We start from the raw sequence: 14,382 nt of genomic DNA on the forward strand, positions 1-14,382 counted from the left end.
CCATAAAATTAACTCCATGGAATCATTATTTCTCGACGACACCGACCTTCAACTGCTGAACGCCCTGCAAGACGATGCCAGGGCCAGCAATCAGGACTTGGCCGCAGCGGTTCGCGTGTCGCCTCCCACCTGCCTTCGCCGGATCAAGCGCCTGCGCGAGGCGGGCCTGATCGAGCGGGAGGTGGCCCTGGTCCAGCCCGATGCCCTGGCACGGCACCTGGGCCACGGCATCACCGCGATCGTGGAAGTGACGCTGGACCGGCAGGACACCGAACGCCTGGCAGCCTTCGAGCAGCGCATGCAGCCGGAAGCCGCGGTGCAGCAGTGCTACCGCGTCTCGCCGGGGCCCGATTTCATCCTGGTGATCTACGCGCAGGACATCCCGGGCTATCTGACCCTGGCCCAGCGCCTGTTTTCCAGCGACGGCAACGTGCGCAACGTGAAGGCCTTCTTCAGCCTCAAGCGCAGCAAATTCGAGCCGAAGCTGCCGTGCGTGCGTCCGGAGAGCCCGCCCCCCCGCACGCCATGAGCCGCCGGACGGGCGCGGCGGCCATCGCCGCGGTCAACTGGCAGCGGCGTCCGGCCCAGCCGACCTCGCGGCCGGCAATTGCAGGCACACGGTGCACCCTTGGTGGGGCGCTGCACTGATGCCAATGGTGCCGCCCATGCGCGCCACCAGGCGCCGGCACCGCGCGAGCCCCAGGCCCAGGCCCTCGAACTGGCTCGCCGGATGCAGCCGCTGGAACACCTGGAACAACTGCCCCGCCTGCGCGGCAGGAAAGCCGGCGCCGTTGTCCTGCACCGTGATGTCGACCCGATCGCCGGGTGCCGGCCGCACCTGCACGGCGATGCGTGGCGGCTGGGCACCGCGCGAGAACTTGAGGGCGTTGTCCAACAAGGCCACCAGCACCTCCTGCAGCCAGCCCGCGTCCGCCCACAGCACGGGGCAGGCCTCGACCGCGGGCAGATCCCAATGCACGGTGTCGATCCAGGCGCTGGCCACCCCCTCCCCGGAAGAGGCGGGCTCCTTCGCGGCCGCGCTTTTTTTCAGCGCAGGTGCCGCAGCGGCGGCCGTCCGCGCCGCAGCCACCGCGCTCTGCAGCACCGGGCCCAGCGCGACCGGGCCCGGCGTGACAGGGGCTGAGCCGATGCGCCCCAGCTGGATCAGCCCGTCGATCATGCTGCCGAGCTGCTGGCCTGCCTGTGCGATGGTGTCCAGAAACTGCAACGCCTCGGGATCGGCATTGCTCTGTGCGACGGTCTCCCGCACCAGCCGGCCGTAGGCGAGGATGTGGCGCACGGGCGCACGCAGGTCGTGCGACACGGCCCGCAGGAACGCCTCCTGCTCCTGCCGCGCCGCGTCCAGTTCCGCCCGCAGGCGCGCCACTTCATCGGCCTGCGCTTGTTGAACCCGTTCGTCGCCGGGCAAATCACCGAGCCCGTCCATGGCTCAGGCCTTGGGCAGCTTGGCGGGCCGTTTCCAGTTTTCGATGGTCACCTGCCGGCCGCGCGCCACGCTCAAGGCGCCCGGCGGGGCGTCCTTCGTGATGGTGGAGCCGCCGGCGACCGTGCCCCCGGCACCGATGGTGACGGGCGCCACCAGCACGCTGTTGCTGCCGATGTGCACGTCGGCCTCGATGACGGTGCGGAACTTGTTGGCCCCGTCGTAATTGGCCGTGATGCTGCCCGCGCCGTAGTTCACGCGCTCGCCCACCGTGGCATCGCCCAGATAGGCCAGGTGGTTCGCCTTGGCGCCATCGGCCAGCGTGGAATTCTTCACTTCGACGAAGTTGCCGATGTGCACCTCCCGGCCCAGTTGGGCACCCGGGCGCAGACGGGCGAAAGGTCCGATGAGGGCGCCCGGGCCGACCTGCACGCCGGCTTTCTCGCCGTCGATGTGGGTGTAGGGATGGACCACCGCGCCCGCCGCGATGGTGGCATTGGCGATGCAGCAGTGCGCACCGATCTGCACGCCCTCGCCCAGCTCCACGTGGCCGGTGAAGACGCAGTTCACGTCGATCTCCACATCCTGCCCGCAGACCAGCCGGCCCCGGACCCCGAGGCGGGCATCGTCGCGCAGATCGAAGCGCGCCGGGTCGACCAGGCGCACGCCCTGCTCCATCAGCGCCGCGGCCTGGCGGGCCTGGTGCGCGCGCTCCAGCTCCGCCAATTGCAGTGGGCTGTTCACGCCCGCCACCTGCAATGCGTCGGTGATGCGATGGGCCACCACCGGCACCCCATCGGCCACGGCCATGGCGACGATGTCGGTCAGGTAGTACTCGCCCTGGGCGTTGTCGTTGCGCAGCCGGGCGAGCCAGCCGGCCAGCCGTTGCGCCGGCACGGCCATGATGCCGCTGTACACCTCGGTGATGGCGCGCTGGACCTCGCTCGCGTCCTTGTGCTCCACGATGCCCTGCACCGCACCGGCGGCATTGCGCACGATGCGGCCGTAGCCGGCCGGGTCGGGCAGCGTCACGGTCAGCAGCGCGAGCCGCTCCCGCGCCGAGGCCTCCACCAGCGCATGCAAGGTGGCGGCCTGGGTCAGGGGCACGTCGCCCGACAGCACGACCACGGTGCCGTCACCCGCCAGCGCGGGCATCGCCTGCTGCACGGCATGGCCGGTGCCGAGCTGCGGCTCCTGGCGGGCGAACTTCAATTCGAAACCGGCGCCGGAATCGCCCCCCGGACCGCCGGCGACGGCGGCCTCCACCTGCTCCGCGCCATGGCCAGTGATGACCACCACGCGCCGGGCCCGCAGGCTGGCCGCCTGGTCCAGCACATGGCGCAGCAGCGGGCGCCCCGCCAGGCGCTGCAGGACCTTGGGGGTGCGGCTTTTCATGCGCGTGCCTTTGCCCGCCGCCATGATGATGATGTCCAGTGCTGTCATGAAAGGGTCCGTTCGGTTGCGGCCGCGCGGCACGGCGACCGGCGTCCCAGGGGAATCCGCCGATTATCGGCGCCCTGCCGCGCCCGCCAGGGGTTTTAAGATTGCTACAAAATTAATAGCAATATGCCCTAGTACTTATTGCACTGGAGGCCGATTTCACCCAAAGCCTAGAGCAGGGGTACCGGCCGGGGGATGGCGTCGTAATACTCGGCGATGCGGGCCAGCGCGCGCGGATTGATGATGCGCAGCCGCCCATCGGCGATCTCGTGCAGACCCAGTTGCGCCAGGCGCCGCAGCGTCTTGTTGGTGTGCACGAGCGACAGCCCGAGCGAGTCGGCGATGTGTTGCTGGGTGATGGGGAATTCGACGGTGCCGTTCTCGGACAGTCCCAGGCGGTCGAGCCGGCGGTACAAGTGCATGAGCAGCATGGCCACGCGCTCGGTGGCATTGCGACGGCCGGTGGTGAGCAGGTTGTCGTCCACCATGCCTTCGCCGCGCGCCGCGAGCCAGGTCACGTCGTAGCCCAGCCGGCCATGGTCGCGAAACAGCGACCACAGCCCGTCGGCCGGGAACACGCAGAACGCGCAAGGGGTGACGGCCTCCACGCCGTGCATCGCGGTGTCGCCGAACTCCTGCTGCAGCCCCACCAGGTCGCCCGGCAGCAGGAAGTTGAGGATCTGGCGCCGCCCATCCGACAGCGTCTTGTAGCGGAATGCCCAACCGGTGTAGAGCGTGTAGAGCTTGCCGTTGGGTTGGTGCTCGCGGATCAGCGTGCCCCCAGCCGCCACGGTGGCGGTGCCGCAGCGGAACTGGTCGATGAACTGCAGCTCCTGCGGCGATACCGGAGTGAAAGCGGAAGGGGTGTTGCGCAACCGGCAGGCATCGCAATGGCGCGGAATGGCGTGCGCCAGGGATTCAGAAGCAAAGTCCACGCTCATAAAGGCGAATCGGTGAGAACTGGTGGGCGGCGATTCTAGGCACACCAGGGTACTCCTCCCTATGTCTTTTGACACTGTGCACGGCACGCCACAGACCTTGCGCCGGCGCACCAGCGCCGATTGACTTTCTCCCCCGCTGGGAGGTCTTTCATCAGCCTGCCGACCAGCCCTGAAATGTCAAACGGGCCGGGAGCTTTGACAGCTTCTGGCCCGCCTTCAGCGCCACCGCGCCAGTTTCTTGCCGCCTCGCTGCGATTCCCTGGGGGAACGGCAGCAAGACGGACTTCAGGCGCAGCAGGCCTCGCCTTGCGTGGAGCGGGCCTTCAAGGCACTGTCCGCATGGCGCACCACCGCAGAAGCGCTGAAGCGGTACTGCACGGCATCGCGGCCCAGGGGCTCGATGACAGCGTGCTGGCCGGCCGCCACCCACAAGGTCTGGCCGGCATTGAGAAAGACGTCGCCGGCTGCCACGTCGCGTTCACCGTTCGGGCCGTCGTCGAGCGTGACCCAGGCATGGCCGGACATCACGCGCAGGGCCATCGGCACACGGGGGCGCAGGCTGTGGGCATTGCCGATGGCCAGCATGCAAATGTCTTTCGCCTCTCCGCGAGGCAAGACAGCGGATTGTTGAAAATTCAGAACATTTGAAGCGGTCATTTCTTTCTCCTGGAAAACCCTAGCAATGTGCCTATCATGCGTCTGGCAATGTGGCACCGTCCAATGAAAACGCCCCAGGCGATTCATGCCGGAACCACATCAATGCAAAAGACCCCCCTGATCTATTCGCATTGCGCATCAATGCAGGTCCGAGGTGCAGTCGTCGGCGCCCAACGGCCTGCTCCCGCCCACTGCAGCAGCCCTTTCACCAGCCGGGCCCCAGCCCACGCCGCCCCGCGCAAAGCCCCCACCAAGTCCGCCCAAGGCGCTACGACGCCCCGCGACCAAGCCTCGGACTGCACCGCCGGCACTGGCAGGGCGACCGGATCCCAGCGAAATTGCACGCCTTCGGCCAGCGCGCCACCCGAAAGCGCGGCCCGACCGCCGTGCCACGGCTCGATGACGGCATGGACGCCGGGCTCGAGCACCTGCTCATCGCCTTCGCCGAGGAACCAGTCGCCGGGCAATGCGCCCTTGCCGCCTGTCACCGTGAGCCAGACACCGCCGCGCTCGATGCGCAGCCGCGACCGCTGGGTGGGATACAAACCCAAGGCGCGGCGTGGGGGCAAAATCCAGCAACCCGCCATGGTCCGGGCCGACGCAGCGCCCACCCGGGATTGTTGCGATTCCAGAACGGAAGGGTTTGACATGGAGTGCTCCTTGCATGAATTTCGGTGTTGACAGGACTGGATATTCGACTCACCACCCCCATCCGGTCCAATGAAAAGCCGGAGATAATTTGATTCCCAAGCCTCATCAATCCCAGCCATGAATCTGCCTGCCCCCATCACCCACTTGCGCACCCGGCCAGTGGCGGTCGGCCACTGGCGCGCCTTTCTCGCGGTGGCCCGCCACCTGAACTTCCGGGCGGCCGCGGAAGAGATGTCGCTCACCCAGTCGGCGGTCAGCCGCCAGATCCAGGCGCTGGAAGAAGAAGTGGGCGTGCCGCTGTTTCTGCGCCACACCCGGGCGGTGGAGCTGACCAGCGCCGGCGCGCAGTTGCAGCGGGCCGTCGCCCCGGCTCTTGAACGCATGGATGCCTGCGTGCGGCTGGTGCGGCAGACCGCGGGCCGCAAAAGCGTGGCCATCACCACCTGGGCCAGCTTCGCCTCGATGTGGCTCATTCCCCGCATGGAGGAGTTCCAGCGCGAAAACCCCGACATCGACATCCGCATCGACGCGAGCGATGTGGCCGTGGACCTGGAAACCGCCGACGTGGACCTGGCCCTGCGCTACAGCCTGCCCAGCGCCAACATGAGCGGCTCGCAGCGCCTGTTCGGCGAGCAGCTGGCCGTGGTGGCGAGCCCCTGGCTCATCAAGAGCAATCCGCCCATCCGCGGGCCCGCGGACGTGGCGCGCTTCACGCTCATCGAAGCGGGCGATGCGCACCGCACCATGCACCTTGAATGGCTCACCTGGCGCCGCTGGTTCGAACTCAACGGGCAGGAAAAGCTGCAGCCCAAGCGCTGGCTGTACTTCAACTACGCCCATCAGATCGTGCAGGCCACGCTCACCGGCCAGGGCCTGGCCCTGGCGCGCATGCCGCTCATCGCCGACGCGCTGGCGTCGGGCGATCTGGTGGAAGTGCTGCCGGGCTACCGGCTCGATTCACCGCTGGCGTACTGGCTGCTGGTGGGGCCGCGCAGCGGGCAGCGGCCGGAAATCCGGGCGTTCTGCGCCTGGCTCACCCTGCAGGCACAGGCCACGCGCGAGGCCATCGGCGACGTGCCTGACCCCGACCTGAGCGACAACCTGGACTGACGCGCGTGCGGCGCGTGCCGCGTTCAGGCGCTGAGAGTGACCCGCGCGAACTTGCGCTTGCCCACCTGGAGCACGTAAGTGCCCGCTTCCAGCTTGAGCCCCTTGTCGCTGACGACACCGCCGTCCACCCGCACGCCACCACCATCGATCAGGCGGCTGGCCTCGCTGCCGGAAGGCGCCAGATTGGCCTGGCGCAGCAACGCGCCGATGCCCAGCGGCGCCCCGGCCAGGGCCACCTCGGGAATCTCGTCGGGCACCCCGCCCTTGCTGCGGTTGATGAAGTCCGCCTCGGCCGCATCGGCGGCCGCCGCGCTGTGAAAGCGCGCGGTGATCTCCTTGGCGAGCATCACCTTGGCGTCCTTGGGGTTGCGGCCAGCCTCCACCTCGGCCTTGAGCGCGGCGATCTCGGCGAGGGACTTGAACGACAGCAGCGTGTACCAGTCCCACATCAGCGTGTCGGAGATGGACAGCACCTTGGCGAACATAGTGTTGGCGTCTTCCGCAATGCCGATGTAGTTGTTCTTGGATTTCGACATCTTGTCGACGCCGTCCAGACCCACCAGCAGCGGCATGGTGAGCACGCACTGCGGTTCCTGGCCGTACTCCTGCTGGAGATGGCGACCCATCAGCAGGTTGAACTTCTGGTCGGTACCGCCCAGTTCCAGGTCGCTCTTCAGTGCCACCGAGTCGTAGCCCTGCATGAGCGGGTAGAGGAATTCGTGCACGCTGATCGACTGCCCGGTCGAAAAGCGCTTGTGGAAATCGTCGCGCTCCATCATGCGCGCGACCGTGTACTTGGCAGCGAGCTGGATCATGCCGGTCGCGCCCAGCGGCTCGCTCCATTCGCTGTTGTAGCGGATCTCCGTTTTGGCCGGGTCCAGCACCATGCTGGCCTGGCGGTAGTAGGTCTCGGCATTGGCCTTGATCTGCTCGGGGGTGAGGGGCGGCCGGGTGCTGTTGCGGCCGGAGGGGTCGCCGATCAGGCTGGTGAAGTCGCCGATCAGGAAGATCACCTGATGTCCCAGGTCCTGCAGCTGGCGCATCTTGTTGAGCACCACGGTGTGGCCGATGTGGATGTCCGGCGCCGTCGGATCCAGCCCCAGCTTGATGCGCAGCGGCACGCCGGTCGCCTCGGAGCGCGCCAGCTTCTTCGTCCATTCGTCACGGGGCAGCAATTCGTCAGCGCCCCGAAGCGATACCTCAAGCGCCCGTCCTACACCATCGGTGATTGGGAATGTTGTAACAGCAGATTGATTCATAAGGGTTTTTTTGGGGGTTTCCGGGGCGCTCGTCGTTATACTCCGGCCCACATTTGCAGTGGCGGATTCTAGTGGTCCTGCCGGTTCGGACCCTTGCACCGAATGGCTGCAGCCTGACCTAAGCTCGTGCGTTCCGCCCCCACCCGGCCCGAACGCACCTCACCCTGGGGTAAGACACTTTGAACAATGGCTTGACATCCGCCAGCCTCGCACTGCTGGACCGGCTATCGCGCATCGCCCAGACCCATCCCAAACGCATCACCGCCGCCATCGCAACGCTGTTGCTGACGGGCGGCGGCGGCGCTTTCGCCGTCGCCTCCTTCGCGCCGGACCCCGCCGACCTGCCCCGCAGCACGGTCGAATACGCGGTGGATTCGCTGGCCAGCGACCAGTCCCTGCCAGCGCTGGTGGACATTCCCAACTATTCCCTCTACCGCTCGGACCAGACCCGCAGCAGCGACACCGCCGAGGCCATCCTGCAGCGCCTGGGTGTGGCGGACCCGGCGGCCGCCGCCTTCCTTCGCAGCGACGGCCAGGTGCGCCAGACCCTGCTGGGCCGCTCGGGCCGGTCCGTATCGGCAGAAACCACGGACGATCACCGCCTCATCAGCCTCACAGCGCGCTGGGTCCAGGACGACAGCGGCAATTTCCGCCGGCTGGTCGTGCAGCGCAAGGGCAACGAATTCACCTCGCGCGTCGAGACGGCGCCGCTCACCGTGGGCACGCGGCTGGCCGGCGGCATCATCCGCAGCTCGCTGTTCGCCGCGACCGACGCTTCCAACATTCCCGATGCCGTGGCGACGCAGATCGCCGAAGTGTTCGCCAGCAACATCGATTTCCACCGCGCCCTGCGCAAGGACGACCGGTTCTCGGTGGTCTACGAAACGCTCGAAGCCGATGGCGAGCCGCTGCGCAGCGGCCGCGTGCTGAGCGCGGAGTTCCACAACAACGGCAAGACGCATGACGCCGTCTGGTTCCAGGACACGCCCGCCTCCAAGGGCGCCTACTACACGCTGGACGGCGAGAGCATGCGCCGCGCCTACCTCACCTCGCCGGTGGAGTTCTCGCGCATCTCGAGCGGCTTCAAGATGCGCTTTCATCCCATCCTGCAAAAATGGCGCGCCCACCTGGGCACTGACTTCGCAGCGCCCACCGGCACGGCCGTGCGCACCGTGGGCGATGGCACGGTCGATTTCGCCGGGGTGCAGAACGGCTATGGCAATGTCATTTACGTCAAGCACCGCAACCAGCACGTCACCGTGTATGCCCACCTGAGCCGCATCGACGTGCGCAAGGGCCAGAGCGTGGAGCAGGGACAGACCATCGGCGCCGTCGGTGCAACGGGATGGGCCACCGGCCCCCACCTGCACTTCGAATTCCGCGTGGATGGCCAGCACCAGGACCCCATGGTGATCGCGCAGCAAAGCGAAGCTGCCACGCCGGTGTCCAGTGCCTCGCGCGCCGCCTTCAACCGCCTGGCATCGAACATGCGCATCCAGTTGTCGGCCGCCGCCCAGGTGCAGCAAGCCAGCGCCCAGTAAGCGCGTTGCGCGTTCCGGTCCCATGCCAGCGTTGTACATCGGACTCATGTCGGGCACCTCGCTCGATGGAGTCGATGGGGTGCTGGCAGATTTCTCCGAGCAAAAATGCAAGGTCGCGCAATATACATGCGCGCCTTTTGCTCCTGACTTAAGAGCAGCGCTGCTCGCGCTCAACACACCCGGTGCCGACGAACTGCACCGCGCTGCGCTGGCCGGAAACGCATTGGCGCGCGCCTATGCCGGCGTGGTGCACACGCTTTTGAGCCAGGCCGGCCTGCCACCCTCCGCCGTTCGCGCCATCGGCGCCCACGGGCAGACGGTGCGCCATCGCCCCCAGGCCTTCGACGGCACCGGATACACGCTGCAACTGGGCAATGCCGCCTTGCTGGCCGAATCGACGGGCATCGACGTGGTGGCCGACTTCCGCAGCCGCGACGTGGCGGCGGGCGGCCAGGGTGCGCCGCTGGTACCGGCGTTTCACCAGGGGGTGTTCGGCCAGTCCGGCCGGACAGTCTGCGTGTTGAACATCGGCGGCATCTCCAACCTCAGCGTGCTGGGTTCGCAGGGTGCGGTGCTGGGATTCGATTGCGGGCCAGGCAACGCACTGATGGACCACTGGTGCCAGCAGCATACGGGCCAGCCGTTCGACCGCGACGGCGCCTGGGCTTCCAGCGGGCAGGTCCTGCCCGCGCTGCTCGGTGCGTTGCGGTCCGAGCCGTATCTGTCGCAGCCACCACCCAAAAGCACAGGGCGTGACCTTTTCAACCCCGCCTGGCTGGAAGGGCACCTGCCGGCGTTCGCATCGGCCGCTCCGGCCGATGTCCAGGCCACCCTGACCGAATTCACGGCCAGCGTCTGCGCCGATGGCGTGCGCCGTTTCGGCGACGGCGGCAACCCGTTGATCGTGTGCGGCGGCGGCGCCCTCAACGGCCACCTCATGCACCGATTGCAGGCACTTCTGCCCGGTGTCGCCGTATCGGCCTCCGACGAGCACGGCATGCCGGCCCTGCAGGTGGAAGCCGCCGCCTTCGCATGGCTGGCCCACCGAGCCGTGGAGCGACAAAGCGGCAACCTCTCCAGCGTCACCGGCGCGGCGGGGCCGCGCATCCTGGGCGCAATATACCCCGCCTGACGGCTCAGACGTGCTCCGGCACGTCGGGCACGTCGTCCGCAGCCGCGCCGCGTTCGGAGTCGCGTGGAGACAACTGCCAGAAGATGCCTGCCGAGGCGATGGTCACCAGCCCCATGCAGGCGAAGGTGCCTTGGAAGGCCCACAGCGTCTGCTGCGCGCCCCCGCTCCCGAAGTGGCCCGTGAATGCCGAGAGCACCCCGCCCGCGGCGGCCACCCCCATGCCCATGGCCACCATCTGCACCATCGACAGCAGGCTGTTGCCGCTGCTGGCCATGCCCTGGTTCAAGTCCTTGAGCGTGACCGTGTTCATGGCCGTGAACTGAAGCGAATTCACCGCCCCGAAGATCGCCAGCTGCACGATGTGCCACCACAGCGGCTGCGAGGGGGTCGAGAGGGCAAAACTCGCCATCGTGATCCCCACCATCAGCGTGTTGCCCACCAGCACGCGGCGGTAGCCGAACCGCGTGATCAATGGCGTCGTGAAACGCTTCATCGACATGCCGGCCAACGCCACCGGCAGCATCATCAATCCGGCATGCAGGGGGGTGTAGCCCATCGTCACCTGCAGCATCAGGGGGATCAGGAAGGGCATGCACGAGCTGCCCAGGCGCGAAAACAGGTTGCCCAGCAGCCCGATGCGCAGCGTGGCCACCGAGAACAGCCGGGGCGAGAACAGCGGGTTCGGCTTGCGTGCCGCATGCAGCCAGTACGCCACCAGGCTCGCCAACCCGAAAATCAGCAGCACGAGCACACTCGCCTGCCGCAGCCCCAGGCTCGACAGTCCATCGAGCGCCAGAGACAGCGCCGCCATGCCGAAGGCCAGCATGAGATAGCCCGCCAGGTCGAAGCGGGCCACCGGGGCGCCGGGCACGGCCGGCATGTACCGCAGCGTCGCCAGGCACCCGATCAGGCCGACCGGCACATTGATCAGGAAGATCCAGTGCCACGATGCCACCTCCACCAGCCAGCCACCCAGCGTGGGGCCGATCAGCGGCCCGATGAGGCCGGGGATCGCCACGAAGCTCATGGCCTGCAGAAACTTCTCGCGCGGAAAGGTGCGCAGCACCACCAGCCGTCCCACCGGCAGCAGCAGCGCTCCGCCCAGGCCCTGCACCACCCGCGCCGCCACCAATTGGTCCAGCCGGCTCGACACAGCGCAAAGCACCGATCCCACGACGAACAGCACGATGGCGCTCAGATACACCCGCCGTGCGCCGAAGCGGTCGGCCACCCAGCCCGATGCTGGGATCAGCAGCGCCATGGACAGCGAATACGCCACCACGACCGATTGCATGCGCAGCGGACTTTCCCCCAGGCTGCTCGCCATGGTGGGCAGGGCCGTGTTGACGATGGTGGCGTCCAGCGTCTGCATGAAAAAGCCGACGGCCACCAGCCATAGCAGGATTTGAAGGGAGCGCTCTTGTTGCATGCCGTTCCGATCAACGGCGGTAATGGATTCCGCCGCACGTGCCCAGCAAAAAGCCGCCCGAAGGCGGCTTTTGAGTCAGGCGAAAAATCGCGCCATCAGGCGGAGAAACTCGATCCGCAGCCACAGGTGGTGGTCGCATTCGGGTTCTTGATGACGAACTGGGCGCCCTGCAAGTCTTCCTTGTAGTCGATTTCGGCACCGACCAGGTACTGGTAGCTCATGGCATCAATGAGCAGCGACACACCGTTCTTGGTCATGGTGGTGTCGTCTTCGTTCGTGATTTCATCGAACGTGAAACCGTACTGGAAGCCCGAGCATCCGCCGCCCTGGACGAACACACGCAATTTCAGGTCGGGGTTGCCTTCTTCGGCAATCAGGTCAGCCACCTTGGCCGCCGCGCTGTCGGTGAACAGAATCGGGGCGGGCATTTCGGTCTGGATGTTTTCGGCTACGGCGCTCATGGAGTGCTCCTTCGGGAGGGTTTGCCGTCGATGGTACTGCAACACCCCTCAAATGTGGGTCAGCTGGCGTTTGACGCCAACTTCAGTGTGGGTTTTTCCTCGACCAGCACGGTCGATGGGCTCATCTGTCCCGATATCGTGGCTCCTTGGTGCATTTCAAGCGATTTGTAGTGCACGTTTCCGGTGATGCGGGCCTTGGGCTGCAGCTCCAGCAGTTCCGCGGCATGCACCGGTCCGAGAACCGTGCCATTGACGATCACGTGGGCTGCATGCACCGCGCCTTCAACCCGGGCGGACTCCGATATCACCAGGATACTGGGCTGCTCGTCGCTGGCCCGCACGTCCCCCGCCACCTCGCCATCAATCCGCAGGCCCTCGGAAAACCGCACTTCGCCGTTGATGCGGGTGCCATGAGCGATCAGGCTCTTGATCGGGGGCTGCTTCTTGCGAGAGAACATGGAACACTCCAGTCGGTTGGCACGGGAGGGAATGGGCCCATTGCTGACGCCGCCACCGCCGCTATTCTTCGATGCTCAGGGTCTGGGTGGCACGCACCGCACTGCCCTCCAAGACCCGCGCGGTCACGGTTTTTACCACGGCATTGCCGGGCAACGGCCACAACCCTTCCACCCGGCGGTACTGCTGGAACTGAAGGGGTTGCCCATCCGCGGGAATCGCCTGTGTCCAGGGGCGTCCATCGCGCGTACCTGCCAGCATCAACTCCAGCCGCCCACGGAATTCGGGCGCGTTGCGCACCGGCTGAATCACCAGCACCTGCCAGCGCAACTGGCTGCCCCCCACCACGTCGGCTTGCAGTCCACGGATGCTGACCCCTTCGGTCTTGCCCGCCGGGATGAGCTTTTCGAAAAAGCCCAGGTCGTCCCGGAGGGCGCGGTTGTCCGCCTCCAGCTGGCGCATCTGGGCCATCAGGCGATCCATCGTGGTGCGCTCGGCGGTCAGCAGCGTGCCGGTAGAACTCGACGTGTCCTTTTGCAGCCGCTGCTCCTCGCGCAACTGGGCTACCTCTTTGCGCAAGCGCACCAGTTCTGCCCGGGAGCGGGAATCCAGCCCTGCGATGCTCTTGCCGAACTCGAAGGCCCAGAGCGCCAGCGCGGCGCACAGGCCGAAGAAAATGGCCAGCAGCACCCAGCGGACAGGCCATGGCATCGCGCTTCGGACCGACACCCGCGGCGCACTGATGGTCAAACGGCGACGTAGCAGCTTGAGTCGCATGTTTCCCTATTCAACAAATGGAGGAGCAGAAATGAAAAAACCGCCGGACAGGCGGTTTTTTGAAGCCGGAAAGCACCCGAGAGTGCTTTCGGCCGACTGACACGTCGCTCTTGCAGCCTTTGTAAAGGCCCAGCACGGCATGGCAGTCCTTTGCAGCGGCGAAGCTTAACGCTTGGAGAACTGCTTGGCGCGGCGTGCAGAACGCAGGCCGACCTTCTTCCGTTCGACTTCACGTGCATCGCGGGTCACGAAGCCGGCTTGGCTCAGTGCGGGCTTCAGCGTTGCGTCGTAGTCGATCAGGGCGCGGGTGATGCCGTGGCGGGTGGCACCGGCTTGGCCGGATTCACCGCCGCCGTGTACGTTGACCTGGATGTCGAAGGTTTCGACATGGTTGGTCAGCGCGAGCGGCTGCTTGGCGATCATGATCGAGGTTTCGCGGCCGAAATACTGCTGAATGTCTTTGCCATTCACAGTGATCTTGCCGGAACCCTTCTTGAGAAACACGCGGGCGACGCTGGACTTGCGACGGCCGGTGCCATTGTTCCATTCACCAATCATCTCAAGGCTCCTTAGATTTCCAGCGCCTTGGGCTGCTGGGCGGTGTGGGGATGCTCAGCACCGCCATACACCTTGAGTTTCTTGATCATCGCGTAGCCCAGGGGACCCTTGGGCAGCATGCCTTTGACCGCCTTTTCCAGCGCGCGGCCGGGGTGCTTGGCTTGCATGTCGCGGAAGTTCGTGGCCGTGATACCGCCGGGATAGCCCGAATGGCGGTAGTACACCTTGTCCAGGGACTTGGTGCCGGTGACCTTGAGTTGAGCGGCGTTGATGATGACGATGAAGTCACCGGTATCGACGTGAGGCGTGTAAATGGCCTTGTGTTTGCCGCGCAAACGGAGAGCAACTTCGCTGGCTACTCGTCCGAGGACCTTGTCGGTCGCGTCAATCACAAACCACTCGTGCACGACCTCAGCGGGCTTTGCGCTGAAAGTAGACATGAGTTTCTCTTTTCAAAGAACGGGGGTTTGTCGGTCCTTTTCCACGGTCGGTGCATCTCTGAAGGAAGCCTCTTAGGTGGTGTGAA

At 66.3% G+C, this 14,382-nt stretch carries 16 protein-coding genes; 4 read left to right on the top strand and 12 right to left on the bottom strand.

Annotated elements, in window-relative coordinates:
- The first annotated feature begins 16 nt into the window (after positions 1 to 16).
- Positions 17 to 529 (top strand): Lrp/AsnC family transcriptional regulator, encoded by a 513-nt coding sequence (locus R1Z03_RS16750; protein ID WP_317353014.1) that lies wholly within the window; start codon positions 17 to 19, stop codon positions 527 to 529.
- A 33-nt stretch (positions 530 to 562) separates the two neighbouring features.
- Here R1Z03_RS16750 and R1Z03_RS16755 read toward each other — a convergent pair whose 3' ends face one another.
- The 5 genes from R1Z03_RS16755 to R1Z03_RS16775 form a co-directional block, all read right to left on the bottom strand.
- Complete coding sequence (locus R1Z03_RS16755; RefSeq protein WP_317353017.1) at positions 563 to 1,447, bottom strand: ATP-binding protein; 885 nt, start codon at positions 1,445 to 1,447, stop codon at positions 563 to 565.
- Between the two features lie 3 nt (positions 1,448 to 1,450).
- Positions 1,451 to 2,887 carry a bifunctional UDP-N-acetylglucosamine diphosphorylase/glucosamine-1-phosphate N-acetyltransferase GlmU gene (gene glmU / locus R1Z03_RS16760; RefSeq protein ID WP_317353019.1) on the bottom strand — a complete coding sequence of 479 codons (1,437 nt, stop codon included), beginning with the start codon at positions 2,885 to 2,887 and terminating at the stop codon, positions 1,451 to 1,453.
- 167 nt (positions 2,888 to 3,054) lie between these two features.
- Positions 3,055 to 3,825, bottom strand: coding sequence for a Crp/Fnr family transcriptional regulator (locus R1Z03_RS16765; RefSeq protein WP_284413751.1), 771 nt, complete (start codon positions 3,823 to 3,825; stop codon positions 3,055 to 3,057).
- 285 nt (positions 3,826 to 4,110) lie between these two features.
- A complete protein-coding gene (locus R1Z03_RS16770) occupies positions 4,111 to 4,410 on the bottom strand; it encodes a DUF2917 domain-containing protein (protein ID WP_284413753.1) in 300 nt (99 codons plus the stop codon).
- Positions 4,411 to 4,604: 194 nt separating this feature from the next.
- Positions 4,605 to 5,132 (bottom strand): DUF2917 domain-containing protein, encoded by a 528-nt coding sequence (locus R1Z03_RS16775; protein WP_284429763.1) that lies wholly within the window; start codon positions 5,130 to 5,132, stop codon positions 4,605 to 4,607.
- Positions 5,133 to 5,250: 118 nt separating this feature from the next.
- On the opposite strand from R1Z03_RS16775, the gene R1Z03_RS16780 reads away from it, so the two are divergent.
- Positions 5,251 to 6,243: a LysR substrate-binding domain-containing protein gene (locus R1Z03_RS16780; protein WP_317353028.1), complete on the top strand. Its 993-nt coding sequence runs from the start codon at positions 5,251 to 5,253 to the stop codon at positions 6,241 to 6,243.
- Between the two features lie 23 nt (positions 6,244 to 6,266).
- Here the strand turns inward: R1Z03_RS16780 and tyrS are convergent, their stop codons facing one another.
- The gene (gene tyrS, locus R1Z03_RS16785) at positions 6,267 to 7,502 is read right to left on the bottom strand and encodes a tyrosine--tRNA ligase (RefSeq protein ID WP_284398336.1); all 1,236 of its coding nucleotides are present in this window, start codon (positions 7,500 to 7,502) and stop codon (positions 6,267 to 6,269) included.
- A gap of 179 nt (positions 7,503 to 7,681) precedes the next feature.
- Here tyrS and R1Z03_RS16790 point away from each other — a divergent pair, with 179 nt between their 5' ends.
- Together R1Z03_RS16790 and R1Z03_RS16795 are read left to right on the top strand one after the other, a co-directional pair.
- Positions 7,682 to 9,043 (top strand): M23 family metallopeptidase, encoded by a 1,362-nt coding sequence (locus R1Z03_RS16790; RefSeq protein ID WP_284398334.1) that lies wholly within the window; start codon positions 7,682 to 7,684, stop codon positions 9,041 to 9,043.
- 22 nt (positions 9,044 to 9,065) lie between these two features.
- A complete protein-coding gene (locus tag R1Z03_RS16795; protein ID WP_317353034.1) occupies positions 9,066 to 10,175 on the top strand; it encodes an anhydro-N-acetylmuramic acid kinase in 1,110 nt (369 codons plus the stop codon).
- A gap of 4 nt (positions 10,176 to 10,179) precedes the next feature.
- Here the strand turns inward: R1Z03_RS16795 and mdtD are convergent, their stop codons facing one another.
- From mdtD to rplM, 6 genes are all read right to left on the bottom strand, one after another.
- A complete protein-coding gene (gene mdtD, locus R1Z03_RS16800; protein ID WP_317353037.1) occupies positions 10,180 to 11,604 on the bottom strand; it encodes a multidrug transporter subunit MdtD in 1,425 nt (474 codons plus the stop codon).
- A 95-nt stretch (positions 11,605 to 11,699) separates the two neighbouring features.
- A complete protein-coding gene (gene erpA / locus R1Z03_RS16805; protein ID WP_008907234.1) occupies positions 11,700 to 12,065 on the bottom strand; it encodes an iron-sulfur cluster insertion protein ErpA in 366 nt (121 codons plus the stop codon).
- A gap of 59 nt (positions 12,066 to 12,124) precedes the next feature.
- Positions 12,125 to 12,523 (bottom strand): polymer-forming cytoskeletal protein, encoded by a 399-nt coding sequence (locus R1Z03_RS16810; RefSeq protein ID WP_272565112.1) that lies wholly within the window; start codon positions 12,521 to 12,523, stop codon positions 12,125 to 12,127.
- Between the two features lie 61 nt (positions 12,524 to 12,584).
- Positions 12,585 to 13,298: a DUF6776 family protein gene (locus R1Z03_RS16815; RefSeq protein ID WP_317353055.1), complete on the bottom strand. Its 714-nt coding sequence runs from the start codon at positions 13,296 to 13,298 to the stop codon at positions 12,585 to 12,587.
- Positions 13,299 to 13,463: 165 nt separating this feature from the next.
- A complete protein-coding gene (gene rpsI, locus R1Z03_RS16820; RefSeq protein WP_092745279.1) occupies positions 13,464 to 13,856 on the bottom strand; it encodes a 30S ribosomal protein S9 in 393 nt (130 codons plus the stop codon).
- Between the two features lie 11 nt (positions 13,857 to 13,867).
- Positions 13,868 to 14,296, bottom strand: coding sequence for a 50S ribosomal protein L13 (rplM, locus tag R1Z03_RS16825; RefSeq protein WP_092745280.1), 429 nt, complete (start codon positions 14,294 to 14,296; stop codon positions 13,868 to 13,870).
- Positions 14,297 to 14,382: the final 86 nt, after the last annotated feature.

It is taken from the genome of Acidovorax sp. BLS4, from assembly GCF_032929295.1.
In the GTDB taxonomy this organism is placed as follows: Bacteria; Pseudomonadota; Gammaproteobacteria; order Burkholderiales; family Burkholderiaceae_C; genus Paracidovorax.